The organism is Haloarcula amylolytica (assembly GCF_049705545.1).
GTDB lineage: Archaea > Halobacteriota > Halobacteria > Halobacteriales > Haloarculaceae > Haloarcula > Haloarcula amylolytica_B.
The window spans coordinates 222,794-235,830 of the sequence record NZ_JBNAMU010000002.1; the positions used below are offsets into that span (position 1 = coordinate 222,794).

Below are 13,037 nucleotides of genomic sequence, written 5' to 3' on the forward strand. Positions count from 1 at the left end.
CCGCGCGAACACAGGTCGGACTACAACACGCCGAGTTCGAACACTGCGAGGTAAATCTGCCCGCCGCCGGCTAGTATCATCACGACGGCTGCGATCTGGTGCATTCGTTGCAGGTACTTGCCCAAAGTGCGCCAGAGACCGACACCAACGCCCGCAAGGAGTGTCACGCCGACAAGCGGAAGGGCTACCCCGAGTGCGTACACCGTCAGGACGAGAACGCTCGCCTGGACTGGCAATGCGAGTGCCTGGGTGACCACGCCGAAGAACAGCGGCACGACACAGCCCGCTGCGGCGACCGCGTACACAGCACCGAACACACCGAATCCGGTTACCGACGCCGGTCGCTGTGGCAGCGGGACGCGGAGTTCGGGCTCCCTGTTCAGGAGCATCACGACGCCGAACACGATCAGGCCGAGTCCGACGACCGGTTCGAGCATTGGGAGTGCGTTTTTCAGTGGCTGCCCGAGTGCGAGAACGAGCAGGGCGACGAGGGTAAGCGCGACAAGCGCCCCGAAAGCAGCGGCGGTGGCAGGTGGCAGCATACCCACGTCCCCGTCACTCTCGTTCATGTAGTACCCGATGTAGCCCGGGAGAAGCGGGAACGCGCACGGAGCGAAGAACGTCGCGATGCCGGCGCTCGCGGCGAACGCGAGTGTCCCGATTACGGCAGCCCCGGCCATCTTACACCAGTGCGTCGAGTTCGTCTCGGAGCGTCTCTTTCCCGGCGAGTCCGCTGTGGCCGAACTGGACGGTTCCGCTCTCGTCGGCAATCGCGATGTACGGGAGTCCCTCCGCCCCGAGCGCCGCCAACAACTCGCTGCCGGGGTCCAGCCCGACAGTCCAGGCCCCGCCGTTCCGGTTCCACCACTCGCTGATGTCAGCTCTGGTTAGTGTCTCGCTTGGCCGCTCGTTCGTCACGGAGACGAACGAAACGTCGGTGTACTCGGGCTGCATCGCGTTTAATATCTCGAGCTGGTCGTCACAGGGCGCACACCACGTAGCGAAGAGGTCGATCACCGTGACAGTTCCCGGGGTCGGCACGCGCGTCTCGCCTGCCGACGAGCCGTGAGCATCCAGCGTCTCAACGCGAACCGGGAGCTGTTCTGTCTCCCGAGGCCGGATACCCGATAGTCCGTTTTTCGCAACCCACAGACTCCCCCCGGTGAGACCGAGCCCTGTCATCGCCGCAACGACCTGCCGGCGGTTCACGCGTTTCTCACCGTTTTCAGATCAGCAATGATGGTCTCTTCGTCCGGTGACTTCGAGCGGTATGCACGCTCAACGAACCCATCAGCGTTGACGAGTAGCGTCAGTGCTGTGTGCGTGAACATGTACATGTCCATATCCTCTGGTTCGGTGCGCTGGAACACAACCCCGAACTGGTCCTGTATGACATCCTTGGCTCGCTGCTTCGATGCCGGCCGAAGGAACTGCCAGTTGTCGCTATCGGCGTCGACGTTCATTTCGTCGGCATACTCCCCAAGGCGTTCTGCAGTGTCACGAGCGGGATCGAAGGTCATCGGAAGGAACGTGACCGCATCAGCATAGCCGTTGTTCTGGGCGTGACTCTGAACGTTTCGTAGTGTTGCGATGAGCACGGGACACACGGTCTGGCAGTGGCTGTAAAAAAACGTCAGGAGAGTTGGGGTTTCGATATCGCCCAGCCGGATCTCCCGTGATTCGGTCGGCACAGAGAGACTCACGTCCGGAATCTGTTCGCCCCATGCGGGATACGGAACGTCGCTGCTCTCGAACTCCCGGTCGGGCTCTTCGAGGATAACGTTGGGATTCGAATCGCCGAAGCCACCACTCCCAAGACACCCGGCGACGCCAACAATTGCTCCAACTGCACCGGTCGATTTGAGAACCGTCCGTCGGCGCATACTCGGTACTTATGCCCTCGAATATTTGGGGAATCTGGTGTGACTCTCGTAAACTGTCTCTCGCCTGCTTTCACATGGTCTCGGGCTGTGAGTGTGTACCAACACTGCGGTGTTCCCAGTATGAGACGGCTTCGGCGAGCCGGCTGGGTTCCACTGGCCCTGCGTGCCGCACAACCTTGGACACCAGCCCTGTAGTGTGTGGTAGATTCTGACAGGGATGTCTATACTTACGGGCATACATTTTATCATAAATAAAAACTAATCGGCTCAAAGTACAGATGTTTCAGAAAGCTCCGTGTACACTTATATTGGTAATCTATATTGATATGTGGTCTTCTCTCGAAGATACTCTTTTGAGTACTGTAGGCTCTTGGCTGAAACTGTAATTTCTAAACGTCAACTGGCCGAACACTTTAGTGTAATCTATCCGATAATGTGGTCGTAATGCCAGAAACGAAGTTCGAGGTTGATGTCGATAGTGCGCCAGACGAACAGCCGGGAGCGAACCCGTTCAATCGGTGGCACCCGGACATTCCGGCCGTCGTCGAAGCGGACCCCGGCGAGAGCATGCGGCTGGAAGCTCTCGACTGGACCGGCGGACAGATAACCGATAACGACAACGCCAACGAGGTCCGCGACGTGGACCTCTCGCAAGTACACTATCTCGCGGGCCCAGTACACGTCAACGGTGCCGAACCGGGTGACCTACTGAAAGTCGATTTCCACGACATGGGGCCACTCAACGACCGCTCTGAGTTCGGTTTCACCGGGACGTTCTCCCAGCAAAACGGCGGCGGCTTCCTGACCGACCACTTCCCCAAGGCGGCGAAATCCATCTGGGACATCGACGGCTACACAGTCTCGTCCCGCCATATCCCCGACGTGGAGTACGAGGGGAAGATTCATCCCGGCCTCGCGGGGTGTGCCCCCAGCGAAGAACTGCTGGAGGCGTGGAACGAACGCGAACAGGAACTTATCGATAAACACGCCGAGGACCCCGAGTCGATACCGAACCATCCGACCGGCGAGGAAGAGCCCGGCGTGGCGAACCCGCCGACCCCCGACGGGGCGCTCATGGGCGAGATGGACCCCGACGAAGCCGAAGAGGCTGCGGAGGTCGCGGCCCGAACCGTTCCGCCCCGGGAACACGGCGGGAACCACGACATCAAGGACCTCTCAATCGGCTCGACGGTGTATTTCCCGGTCTACGTCGAGGGAGCGAAGTTCGGTATCGGGGACTTCCACGCTTCGCAGGGCGACGGCGAGATCTCGTTCTGTGGCGCAATCGAGATGGCCGCCTACGTCGACCTCGAGTTCGATCTCGTGAAAGACGGGATGGAGAAGTTCGGCGTCGACCACCCCATCTTCGAACCTGGTCACCGCGGGCCGAACTTCGAGGACTACGTTACCTTCTGTGGCTACTCGGTGACCGAGGACGGTGAGCAGAAGTATATCGACTCTCACACCGCCTACCGACGGGCCTGTCTCCAGGCTATCGACTACCTCAAGCAGTTCGGCTACACCGGCCAGCAGGCATTGCACATTCTCGGGACCGTCCCGGTCGAGGGGCGACAGAGTGGCGTCGTAGACGTGCCAAACGCCTGTTCGACGCTGGCGCTCCCGACGGGCGCGTTCGACTTTGATGCATCCCCGTCTGGCATTGAGCACAACAGCGCTGACCGCGGTGACCTCTGTGTCACCGACGACCCGCTGTAATGAGGGCTAGAGACAACGCCGACTGCCACCACTAATGCTGGGAGAGACGACCGATGACGACGACGGCGATGACGAGCAGAAAGCCCCGCAGACCGCTGCAGGGGAACTCGCCGACGCAATTCGGACGACGCTCGGGCCCAACGGGCTGGACAAGATGGTCGTCGGCGAGAACGGAACGGTCATCGTCACGAACGACGGGTCGAGCATCGTCGAATGGATGGATATCACGCATCCGGTCGGCCGCCTGGTCGAACAGGCCGCGGCTGCACAGGACAGTGCCGTCGGGGATGGGACGACGACGGCGGTGGTACTGGTCGGCGCACTCCTCGAGGGAGCCGCGAGGCTCCGTTCGGACGGGCTTCACCCGACGACAATCGTCGAAGGCTACGGCAGGGCTGTCGAGACCGCCGTTGACCGGCTTGAGCAGTGCGAGCGTGACCTGCGCAGTCGGCACGACGACCGGCTCGCGGATATCGCGAAAACCGCCGTCACGGGGCGGTGGGACGACGCTTCGACTGACCGGTTCGCCGAACTGACCCTCAGTGCACTGCAGGCTGTCGAGTTCGACACGTCGAAGCTCACACTCAAGTCATACCCCGGCGGTGAACTCCGCGAGTCGGCATGTCTCGACGGCGTGGTGGTCGATCTGGAAACCTCTTCGACATCTCTCGAAACCCTCCGTGACCCAACCACTCGGAGTCACGACAATCCGACTATCGCCATGGTCGACGCCGAAATCGGTATTGAGGAACCGAACCGCATCGAGTCGGTGGAGCTCCAGAATGCGACACAGCGGAGCGCGTTTCAGGACCACGAACAGGACCGCAGAACTGAGCTCGTGACACAGGTGACGCGGTCGGGAGCGACCGTACTCCTCTGCCAGAAATCAATCGACGAGGCGGTCAGAACTGCCCTTGCCCAACGTGACGTGCTCCCCGTCGAGCGGACCCGGCGGGACGAGTTCGACGTCATCGCCCGGGCGACAGGGAGTACGCCGGTCATGTCTGTCGACGAACTTACCGAAGACGACACCGGCTCCGTCGAGTCGGTCACGCAGCGTACGGTGGGGACGACTCAGACACTCGTGCTGCAGGGCTGCCCCGAGGAGCAACGGGCATCACTACTGCTCCGTGGCGGCACGCCACACGTCGCGGATGAAGTCCGCCGTATCATCGCTGACTGTATCGACGTCACCCGTGTCGCACTAGACGACGCGACGTACGTTCCGGGCGGCGGTGCGGTGCCGACCGCACTGGCAATGGATCTCTCCGCGCTGTCCCGTGGGATACCGGACCGGACGCAGCTTGTCTTCGATGGGTTTAGCGCCGCGTTGGAAGCGATTCCGCGCACACTGGCCACAAACGCGGGCACGGACCCGCTGGGTACGCTGACGAGCACAAAACAGCGACACGACAACGGGACGGAGACAGTCGGTGTCGGACCCGATGGTCATCCCTGTGACATGACTGACGCGGGTATTCTGGAACCAACGATCGTGTTCAAAACTGCACTGCAACGGGCAGTCGCCGTTGTGACACAGATCCTTCGGATCGATGACGTCATGCAGACCAGCGCTGACGACCGCACAACGGACGCCGGGCACGACCACGCCCATACGGCGGCCGGTGGGTATCCGTGGGCGGTGGGGCACTGAACCCAGGACTGCGGGGTCACGTCCGAGACTGCCAGTATCGGTATCAGCCATCCGTTGGCCGAGACCGATTCTATCGAGCGGTGCAACCGTAGCGGCGAGCAGGTATGTCATCGTCGCCACGTGTTGCTACCTGACTGCAGGACGTCGGTTGTAATATCGACCCAGCTAGTGTCAATGCCAAGCCCCTCTGGTAGGACAGTTCCATCGTCTCGATGAGGGACGGAGACCGGCCACGGTCCATTGGTTGCCGCCCAATCAGTTCGTTCATACGCTATCGGCTATCATCACGCAGTAATGCCCCTGGTCAGACGGGTTCTCACTACGGAGAACAGCCGTCGGACAGAACTACTCAGTATTCTCGTCACGAACGCGCTCCCGATTGTTGGTGTCGGTCTACTTGACTGGAGTGCGGCCGCGTTGTTGCTCCTCTACTGGCTTGAACTCGGTGTCGACTCGGTGTGGGCACTTGTTCGGGCACTATTCGCCGGTCGGCCGCCGGATATTGCGACTGAGGGCTTGCTCGTGGGTCCGCTAGCGGCACGACAAGTGTCCCTCTCAGTACCACGGACCGATCTTCGGGTCTACCTCACAACAGTACTCACACTCCCGGTTACTGTGCTGATCGTCGCGGGCGCCTGGCTTCTTACCGGCGCACTTCTCATCGGCCCACTGCCAGAACCCAGTTCGGACACGCTGGTCGGTGTGGTGGTGGCAAGTGGGGGGATTTTTATTTCAACAGGAGTGACGACGGTGCGGAACTATTTCTATAACGGGGAGTATCGTAACCACAACTCCCAGACGGCGTTTCGTGGACTGCTGCCCAGGATGGTCACTGTCTTCTTCGGCGGAATACTCACCTTGACGTTGATAACTGCGGCCACAGAAGGACCAGAGGCGGAACTCGGCAGCCTCGATCCCAGTGCAGTTGGCCTGCCACTGCTGCTCATGATCGTCTGCTTCAAATTCACATCCGACTTTTTGGGAGTGTACAGTGACCGTCTGGCTGTCTATTTCAAGTCGTACGATCAGAAGTACGGATGGCAAGAAGCCCCGCCGCAGTCGAAAGCTGTTGAAGACGCGCTCACTGATGCGCCCGAGCGGGTCCGTCCGGTTCGTTGGGGGCGCGTAATCGGCGGTCCACTCCGGCTCCCGCAGCACCCGGGAAGCGCATATCTCGGCGGCTTGGGGCTGCTCGTTGCAGGGTTGTTCGCAATTGGCGGGTCGTGGGCCATTGTCGCCGCAATCCTTGTCGCAAGCCTTTGCATCCCGCTTCTCCTGCTGTGTTTCGATCAGTTACTGCGCTACGGGACGCTCGAATACCGAATTGAGCCTGACGCTGGTGCGCTCGTCGCATATGACCGCCTGTTCGGGACGGCACTCTGGCGCATTGAGTCGTGGGATGAAAGTGGCCTCCGCGTCGAGCGGACACCCGTTGATTCCCTGCTCGGAACCGAGACGGTTACTATTGAACACGCTGACGGCGAATATGTGCTGCCACACGTGCCCGATTCGGACCCGGTGATAGCGGTGTTCGACCGACAGCCAGAGCGCCAAAAACAGACCCCTTCTGACGGAGACGGTGTATTCGAGTAACCAACTCTGCTGAAGTGATTCGCGAGCCAGCTGTGAGGTGACCGCGATTGGGCAGGACCCTTCCGGAACTGAAGACTGGCGAAGATCGACACAAACGTACAAATCGCTTCTCGAACTCAGTAGCTAGACTCCCAATGGAGAACCCTCCGCGTCTTTAGACGGGGACGGTGTCACTCGTCCGCATCGTCCGGGGCCGGTTCGCGCTGGACCACGAACACCGGCCCGAGGAACCGCTCGGCGACCTGGTCGGCCGGCATCCCGAAGACGAACGTCGTCAGAGAGGGGTCGGATTCACCCATGACGACCGTATCGAACGAGTCAGCCATATCCACAATCGCGCCAAGGGGACCCTGATCGCGGTCGATCCGTGTCTCGATAGTCGACGGGTCCATTCCCAACTCCACCAATCGGTCCGTCATCCCACCGAGGAGGGTCTGGATATCGTCGTCCGTTGTGTCTTCGTCTGCGACGTGATATAACGTCACGTCGGCATCCATCGGTCCGAAAACGCTGGCAACGACACGGGCGAGGCGGTCAACCCCGACGGCCCCACGGACTGGAACCAGTACGTCTTCGACCGGGCCTGTCGCGTTCGGAACGAGGACAGCCAGGCAGTCGTGCTCAGCAATCATGCGGTCGATCGTTTTTTGGCCGTTGTGAGTGAACACGAGCCGCCGCTCGACGGTCGCCCCGGCCTCTTCGAACATCTCCTCGTACTCGTCGAGCCGTTCCATGGCCCGGTCCTCGAACTGCATCCGTGCCTGTCCGGGAGCGGTCTGTTCCGGGATGACGTGATACCCCAGCAGGATGACGTGAGCGTCGGCGAGAAGTTCTGGGACACCTTCGGGGACCGATTCCCCTTCGAGCACGCGAAGCGGGACGAGTATCGATGGTCGGTCCGTCATGATCAGATGTCTCCTTTGAGTGTCACGTCCCCAGCGTAATAACGGTACCAGAGGTACGAGGCGAGCATGACCACGATGCCGATACCGATTGAGGCAGGCTGCATGAACACGATCAGTCCGAAGCTCGCGAGCCCACCCAGGGCCGGTACCACCGGATAGCCCGGCACCTGATAGCTGGGTGCGTACCACTCGGGATCCCGCCGGCGCAACACGATCAGGGCGACACACATCAGCCCGTACATGATCAGATGGAGAAAGGAGGCGACTTCGGCCAGGAGTTCGACCCGGCCAGTCGCGACGAGGACGAGGATCGGACCACCAGCAGCGAGCAGCGCGACGTGAGGGGTGCCGTATCGAAGGTTGACCTCGCTCGCTTTTCTGGGGAGCAAGGCATCCCGGCTCAGTGCGTACACCGCCCGCGAGGCACTGAGAATCGACGCGTTCGCGCTCGAAAACGTCGCCAGCAGCCCGGCGCCCAGAATAGCGACCGCGCCGGGCAATCCGAGGAAGTCACGGGCGACTTCGACCATCGCTGTCTCCCCGAACTCCCCCAGCCGTTCAGCGCCGAACGCGCTGGTCGCGACGAAAATCGTCACGACGTAAAAGACGGTCACAATCAGGACCGAGCCGACCATCGCCAGCGGGAGGTTCCGACCCGGCTGCTTGATTTCACCCGCGACAGTTGCGACCTGGGCGAATCCCAGATACGACGTGAACACGAGCGCCGCGGTCGTCAACACCGGGAAGTACCCTCTGGAGAAGAACTGCTCCGGCACGGTTCCGCCACCGAACACGCCCACGGCGTCGAGGACACCGTACGAGAGGAAGGCCGTGAGCACGACGAGGAGAATCCCGACCACCGCGTTCTGAATCTTCGCGGTGTTTTCCGTACCACCGATACTCAACGCCGTCAGTGCGACCCCGAACAGCAGCCCGACTCCGGTGACCGGACTGAACGGGAGCGCGACATTGAGTTCGGCGAACACGGCGCTCGCATAGTGACCAAGGCCGACCAGATAGAACGCTGAGGCAAACATCAGGCCCAGCCACAGCCCGAGGCCGACGATTGCGCCGTAGGCCGTCCCCATTCCCCGCGAGATGAAGTAGTACCCGCCACCGCTCCGGGGCATCGCCGTGGCGAGTTCGGAGGTCGGAAGCGCCACGAGCAACGCGATCAGGCCGCCGATTGCGAACGAGAGGGTGGCTGCGAGCCCAGCGTTGGCAGCCGCCAGCCCGGGAAACACGAAGATTCCGGCCCCGATCATCGTCCCGATCCCGATTGCCAGCCCGCCGACCAGCCCGATAGTCCGTTCGAGTTCCACGTCGTCGTCGTGGACGACCGCGTCGTCGGTGACGGCTTCCGGCTCCTCGGCGGGTGCCTCACCGGCGACGTTCTCGCCCCCGGATTCGACGTCGACAGGCTGGTCAGTCATATGACAGAGATAGTTTCACCTGTCGGATAAAACCGCCGACGAGATGTGTGGCGGACTCCACAGGCAGCGGTAGCCGGACCCCTCGGGGCAGAATAGACCTCAGACGCCAATGATAGATGAACAGTCCATTATGCCTGTATCCGAAATGGTACGTATAGGATTACCTTCATGGTCTCGCTGCTTCTCATCCTCGGCTTACTCGTCGCCGCGTTCGTGGGATTCAACATCGGCGGTTCGTCAACAGGCGTCGCGTTCGGGCCGGCTGTCGGGAGCAAGCTGGTCAGAAAGGTAACAGCGGCAGCATTGTTCAGCGTGTTCGCGTTCATCGGGGCGTGGACGGTCGGCCGCAACGTCATCGTCACGATGAGCGAGGGGATCGTACCGGCCGCACAGTTCACCCCAGTAGCCGGTGTCGGCGTCCTGTTTTTCACTGGCCTCTCGCTGCTGGTCTCGAACGTGTATGGCGTCCCCGCCTCGACCTCGATGACGGCTGTGGGGGCGATTGTGGGCCTCGGACTCGCGACGGGGTCGCTCAACGAGGCGTTGATGTTCACAATCGTCTCCGCGTGGATTGTTGCTCCGCTCATTGGACTCGTCATCGGTGCGGTCATCGGCCGGTACGTCTATCCGCAACTCGAGGTTCGTCTGTCCTTTACGCGCCTGGAACGGCAGTTGCTGCAGATCGACCGTTCGGGCCGGTTCCCCCGCATCCGACTCAACGGAAACGCGTCCCCCCGTGACCTCATCGGATCGGCGCTGGTGCTGGGCATCGCCTGTTACATGGGCTTCAGTGCGGGGGCCTCGAACGCCGCGAACGCAGTCGCCCCCCTGGTCGGCAACGGTGCCGTCAGTATCGATCAGGGCGTGCTCCTTGCAGTCGCAGCCATCAGCCTCGGCGGGTTCACGATCGCTCGACGCACTCTTGCGACGGTCGGCGACGGCATCACGGACCTCCCCATTCTGGCGGCCCTCATAGTTTCGTCCGTCGGAGCGACAATCATCACCATCCTCTCGTACTTCGGCATTCCGGCGAGCCTCGCAGTGAGCACGACCTGCTGTATCATCGGCCTGGGATGGGGCCGGGCAAGCCGCGCGGTCACGCTTACGGAACTCGCTACACCACCGTCCGAGTCCAAACCCGGGCCGAATCTCAGTACTGGCGCTCTCGCCGCCCCATCGACCGAGGAAGAGAAATCGGCGGGTCCGACTGTGGGCGAACTCGCATCCGGAGAGCCGACAAATCCGGAACAGCAGTACGAGGAGTCACCATCAGTCCCAGCCATTGGCGAGGAGGACATTGCGGAGCTAACTGCTGAGAACCTGTTCGACCCGGCAGCGACGAGCCAAATCGTCATTCTCTGGCTCCTCACGCCGTCGCTATCTGTCGTCGGGTCGTACCTCCTCTTCGCGCTCCTGCTGTGAGCCGGACACCACTGGCCGGCCAGTCGAAACAACTCTATGCCTACACCCTCTATATTCGGTACTGTGCGGCTCAGTCACCGGACCCGGGCGCTCACGATTCCCGACGACGTTCGGGACGCGATAGCGGCACATGTCGCGGCGAGTCATCCCCACGAGGCCGGAGGATATCTCGGGTGTGCGCGAGAAGGTAACCGGATATATGCGACCGACCACGTTCCGCTCGACAACGTTTCACCGAGGCCACGGCGCCGATTCGTCGCCACGGCAACCGATGGGGTCCCGCCGGAGCCACGCGTATTCTATCACTCCCACACGTCGGCGTCGACACCGTCTGGCCTGACGGGCACCGACCGACGAAACATCCGTGACCGGTTCGCGCTCGTCGTGTTCGCCCCTCACGGGGAGCCCTACAGTTACCGGCTGTTCCGACTAGGGTTGTTTAATTGGCGAGAGGTCCCTGTGACGACAAGCGAGTCTTCCGAGGAAGCCACCAGACTGCCGCGGCTCGTCTGAGACGGCGTCGAGCCCCGCTAGGTGGTCAAGAGCGGAATCGCCAAATGGGTCCTGCGACGTTGACCGGTCAGTCTTCCTCGCCGCCGGCCACGATGTTTGGGTTGTTTTGCTTTTCGACGCTGTATATCGGGTAGTCGTCCTTGGTGACGTAGGCGATTGCGAGAAATGCCACGAGCCCCACTGCGGCGGCGATGAACGTCGGCAGGCCGTCGAAGGCCGACGTGAAGATGTCGTTGGGGATGTACAGGAGCGTGTTCTCGTAGGCGTAAGTCGTCGGGACCAGGACGAACAGCACGAGCCGGGTCCCGGAGCCGGCCAGCATCGAGCCAAGCGCCGCCGGCGTGGTGGCGATGTCGGACCAGTACAGCCCCATCACCAGCGGGACGAACGCGCCGGCGAGCATGATGTCGAACGCCAGCACGAGCAACATCCCGGTCGCGGACACCCGTATCGCGAGGAACACGCCCAGCAGCGTAATCGGCACCGACATCAGGCGCGTGACGGTGAGTAGTTTGTCGCTCTCCGAGCCGAAAAAGCCCTCGTCGACGCCGCCGTCCGCGGCCGTCGCCGGACTGCCGGCGGTCTCTTCGTCGACGCGGATGTTCCCGATGTTTCGGGCGATGACCGCCGACGTGCCAAGTATCGCCCCGTCGCTCGTCGAGAAGGAGGCGGCGACGATACCGGCGAGGACGAGCGCGGCCAGCCACGGCGGCACGGCGCTCTGGAGGAGCGTGTACAGGACGGCCTGGTTCCCGGCCTCGACGCCGAGCGAGGACAGAATCGGGTTCGCCGACAGCGCGACGACGGAGAACGGGATGCCGATGACGAGCGTGCCGGCGGCCCCGATGAAGCAGGCCTTCTGTGCCGTCTCGGGGCTGTCGGCCGCGAACACACGCTCCATGAAGTCGATGGCGACGATGTCGCCGAGGCCGAGAGCGACGATGGTGGCGAGGTTTATGTACGCCCCCTGGCTCGGGTCAGTAAGTTGGCCGAGGTTCGTCGGACCCATGCCGGTGGGAATCGTCAGACCGTAGTTAGTCGTGACGTAGACGATGAGCGCGACGGAGCCGACGAAGGCGACCCCAGCCTGTATCACGTCGGTGTAGGCCACCGAGAACAGCCCGCCGGCGACGGTGTACGCGAGCACGAGCCCGGCGATGATGAACACGCCCAGTTGGAAGCTCGTGCCGACGAAAATCTGGAAGAGGTAGCCGCCGGCGACGAGGTTCCCGGCGAGCAGGAACGCGTAGGCGACGGACATGATGATACTCGCGACTATTTCGGCGGTGCGGCCGTACTTTCGACGGTAGAAGTCCGGCAGCGTCGTGAGGTTGAGCCGGTTCATCGGTTTCGCGAAGAACAGCCCGGTGAGGAACAGGCAGGTCGCCAGCCCGACGGGCAGGGCCGCGCCGGCCCAGAAGCCGAAGCCAGCCGCCAGGTCGGTGTTCCCGAGCGTCGCGTTCGAGTCCAGCGACTGCGCCATCAGCGTCGCCGCGGCCAGCGGGAGGATGAGCCCCCGACCGGCGACGATGTAGTTGATGCTGTCGCCGTTTACCTTCTTGGCGACGTAGAACCCGATGGTCATCATCGTCACGATGGTGGCGGCGAGCCCGTAGAGGATGACACTCACGTCGCACCACCGCCGTTGACGATTGCACAGCTATTTTCGGTTTCACCGCTCGCTTCGACAGTTTTAGTCCCGGTGTGGTTTCGAGTCGGACGGTAAACAGTCACATGAGTTTCGTTTTGGGCACTACATAAAGCGGTTATGACAGTATTGTTTACACAGTAGAGTTATCCCGCAACGAGCATGGACTGTAGGCACAGATAGATGGACACATGGACAGTACCCACGGTATGAAATTCCTAGTACTGTTTTAACATTCGGCCGGGTGGCAGGTTGCGTATCGTCCAGTCA

Annotated in this window: 11 protein-coding genes; 5 read left to right on the forward strand and 6 right to left on the reverse strand. The window is 61.8% G+C overall.

Going from position 1 to position 13,037, the window contains the following annotated elements:
- Nucleotides 1-20: 20 nt before the first annotated feature.
- The 3 genes from ACOZ4H_RS17720 to ACOZ4H_RS17730 are packed head-to-tail and all read right to left on the reverse strand — an operon-like array spanning nucleotide 21 to nucleotide 1,883.
- On the reverse strand, nucleotides 21-680 hold the full coding sequence (locus ACOZ4H_RS17720) for a cytochrome c biogenesis CcdA family protein (RefSeq protein ID WP_424330589.1): 660 nt from the start codon (nucleotides 678-680) through the stop codon (nucleotides 21-23).
- A gap of 1 nt (nucleotide 681) precedes the next feature.
- Nucleotides 682-1,209: a TlpA family protein disulfide reductase gene (locus ACOZ4H_RS17725; RefSeq protein ID WP_424330590.1), complete on the reverse strand. Its 528-nt coding sequence runs from the start codon at nucleotides 1,207-1,209 to the stop codon at nucleotides 682-684.
- The gene (locus ACOZ4H_RS17730) at nucleotides 1,206-1,883 is read right to left on the reverse strand and encodes an SCO family protein (RefSeq protein WP_424330591.1); all 678 of its coding nucleotides are present in this window, start codon (nucleotides 1,881-1,883) and stop codon (nucleotides 1,206-1,208) included. The genes ACOZ4H_RS17725 and ACOZ4H_RS17730 overlap by 4 nt, the downstream gene beginning before the upstream one ends.
- Nucleotides 1,884-2,327: 444 nt before the next feature.
- Here ACOZ4H_RS17730 and fmdA point away from each other — a divergent pair, with 444 nt between their 5' ends.
- The 3 genes from fmdA to ACOZ4H_RS17745 all read left to right on the forward strand — a co-directional run bounded on the left by fmdA (nucleotide 2,328) and on the right by ACOZ4H_RS17745 (nucleotide 6,846).
- Nucleotides 2,328-3,599: a formamidase gene (fmdA, locus tag ACOZ4H_RS17735; RefSeq protein WP_424330592.1), complete on the forward strand. Its 1,272-nt coding sequence runs from the start codon at nucleotides 2,328-2,330 to the stop codon at nucleotides 3,597-3,599.
- A 34-nt stretch (nucleotides 3,600-3,633) separates the two neighbouring features.
- Nucleotides 3,634-5,253, forward strand: coding sequence for a TCP-1/cpn60 chaperonin family protein (locus tag ACOZ4H_RS17740; protein WP_424330593.1), 1,620 nt, complete (start codon nucleotides 3,634-3,636; stop codon nucleotides 5,251-5,253).
- A 294-nt stretch (nucleotides 5,254-5,547) separates the two neighbouring features.
- Nucleotides 5,548-6,846, forward strand: a complete 1,299-nt coding sequence (locus tag ACOZ4H_RS17745) for a DUF6498-containing protein (RefSeq protein ID WP_424330873.1) — start codon at nucleotides 5,548-5,550, stop codon at nucleotides 6,844-6,846.
- A 170-nt stretch (nucleotides 6,847-7,016) separates the two neighbouring features.
- On the opposite strand, the gene ACOZ4H_RS17750 is transcribed toward ACOZ4H_RS17745, so the two are convergent.
- Together ACOZ4H_RS17750 and ACOZ4H_RS17755 are read right to left on the reverse strand one after the other, a co-directional pair.
- The gene (locus ACOZ4H_RS17750) at nucleotides 7,017-7,751 is read right to left on the reverse strand and encodes a universal stress protein (protein ID WP_424330594.1); all 735 of its coding nucleotides are present in this window, start codon (nucleotides 7,749-7,751) and stop codon (nucleotides 7,017-7,019) included.
- A gap of 2 nt (nucleotides 7,752-7,753) precedes the next feature.
- Nucleotides 7,754-9,184 carry an APC family permease gene (locus ACOZ4H_RS17755; RefSeq protein WP_424330595.1) on the reverse strand — a complete coding sequence of 477 codons (1,431 nt, stop codon included), beginning with the start codon at nucleotides 9,182-9,184 and terminating at the stop codon, nucleotides 7,754-7,756.
- A gap of 168 nt (nucleotides 9,185-9,352) precedes the next feature.
- Between ACOZ4H_RS17755 and ACOZ4H_RS17760 the strand changes: the two genes are divergently transcribed.
- Together ACOZ4H_RS17760 and ACOZ4H_RS17765 are read left to right on the forward strand one after the other, a co-directional pair.
- Nucleotides 9,353-10,606 carry an anion permease gene (locus ACOZ4H_RS17760; protein WP_424330596.1) on the forward strand — a complete coding sequence of 418 codons (1,254 nt, stop codon included), beginning with the start codon at nucleotides 9,353-9,355 and terminating at the stop codon, nucleotides 10,604-10,606.
- A gap of 36 nt (nucleotides 10,607-10,642) precedes the next feature.
- The gene (locus ACOZ4H_RS17765; RefSeq protein ID WP_424330597.1) at nucleotides 10,643-11,119 is read left to right on the forward strand and encodes a Mov34/MPN/PAD-1 family protein; all 477 of its coding nucleotides are present in this window, start codon (nucleotides 10,643-10,645) and stop codon (nucleotides 11,117-11,119) included.
- Nucleotides 11,120-11,186: 67 nt separating this feature from the next.
- Here the strand turns inward: ACOZ4H_RS17765 and ACOZ4H_RS17770 are convergent, their stop codons facing one another.
- Nucleotides 11,187-12,749 carry a sodium:solute symporter family protein gene (locus ACOZ4H_RS17770; RefSeq protein WP_424330598.1) on the reverse strand — a complete coding sequence of 521 codons (1,563 nt, stop codon included), beginning with the start codon at nucleotides 12,747-12,749 and terminating at the stop codon, nucleotides 11,187-11,189.
- Between the last annotated feature and the right edge of the window lie 288 nt (nucleotides 12,750-13,037).

Coding starts and splice junctions, on each gene's coding strand:
- ACOZ4H_RS17730 (WP_424330591.1), bottom strand. CDS start 1,883: ATGCGCCGACGGACGGTTCTCAAATCGACCGGTGCAGTTGGAGCAATT.
- ACOZ4H_RS17760 (WP_424330596.1), top strand. CDS start 9,353: ATGGTCTCGCTGCTTCTCATCCTCGGCTTACTCGTCGCCGCGTTCGTG.
- ACOZ4H_RS17755 (WP_424330595.1), bottom strand. CDS start 9,184: ATGACTGACCAGCCTGTCGACGTCGAATCCGGGGGCGAGAACGTCGCC.
- ACOZ4H_RS17750 (WP_424330594.1), bottom strand. CDS start 7,751: ATGACGGACCGACCATCGATACTCGTCCCGCTTCGCGTGCTCGAAGGG.
- ACOZ4H_RS17765 (WP_424330597.1), top strand. CDS start 10,643: ATGCCTACACCCTCTATATTCGGTACTGTGCGGCTCAGTCACCGGACC.
- fmdA (WP_424330592.1), top strand. CDS start 2,328: ATGCCAGAAACGAAGTTCGAGGTTGATGTCGATAGTGCGCCAGACGAA.
- ACOZ4H_RS17745 (WP_424330873.1), top strand. CDS start 5,548: ATGCCCCTGGTCAGACGGGTTCTCACTACGGAGAACAGCCGTCGGACA.
- ACOZ4H_RS17740 (WP_424330593.1), top strand. CDS start 3,634: ATGCTGGGAGAGACGACCGATGACGACGACGGCGATGACGAGCAGAAA.
- ACOZ4H_RS17720 (WP_424330589.1), bottom strand. CDS start 680: ATGGCCGGGGCTGCCGTAATCGGGACACTCGCGTTCGCCGCGAGCGCC.